1 rRNA gene is annotated in these 772 nt (G+C 47.4%); it reads left to right on the forward strand.

Going from position 1 to position 772, the window contains the following annotated elements:
• Positions 1-196: 196 nt before the first annotated feature.
• A 23S ribosomal RNA gene (locus G4407_RS16210) occupies positions 197-772 on the forward strand; the annotation flags it as partial.

A 772-nucleotide genomic window follows, 5' to 3' on the forward strand; every position in this document is an offset into this window, starting at 1 on the left:
ATGTACTTTGAAAACTGCATACAAAAATAAATCAATTCTCAAATAGAGAAAGACATCCGAGGTGATTGTTATTCTTAGTGAGTAACAATTAACTTACATCTTCGAGAAAACGAAGTAAAAAAACGACCTGAAATACCAACGCATGCAACGCTATGCATGTGTAACCTGATCCCATTCCCGTGAGAGAAGGAAAGTTGGTTATGCTAGAAAGAGCGCAGGGTGGATGCCTTGGCACTAAGAGCCGATGAAAGACGTGATAAGCTGCGAAAAGCTTCGGGGAGGAGCAAATATCCATTGATCCGGAGATATCTGAATGGGGAAACCCGGCTGGACAGACTCCAGTCATCCATACGCCAATCCATAACGTATGGAAGGGAACCCGGTGAACTGAAACATCTAAGTAGCCGGAGGAAGAGAAAACAACAAGTGATTCTGTGAGTAGCGGCGAGCGAAAACGGAAGAGCCCAAACCGGAATGCGTGCATTCCGGGGTTCGGACCGCATAATTGATCTGACAAGTTTAGCAGAATGGTTTTGGGAAAGCCAGCCAGAGAGGGTGAAAGCCCCGTAAGCGAAAGACGAGTCAGCATGGCGGGATCCAGAGTACCACGAGACACGTGAAACCTTGTGGGAATACGCGGGGACCACCCCGTAAGGCTAAATACTCCTTAGTGACCGATAGCGCATAGTACTGTGAAGGAAAGGTGAAAAGGACCCCGGGAGGGGAGTGAAAGAGAACCTGAAACCCTGTGTTTACAAGCTGTGGAACATCT

It is taken from the genome of Allocoprococcus comes (assembly GCF_013300725.1).
Lineage (GTDB): Bacteria > Bacillota > Clostridia > Lachnospirales > Lachnospiraceae > Allocoprococcus > Allocoprococcus comes_A.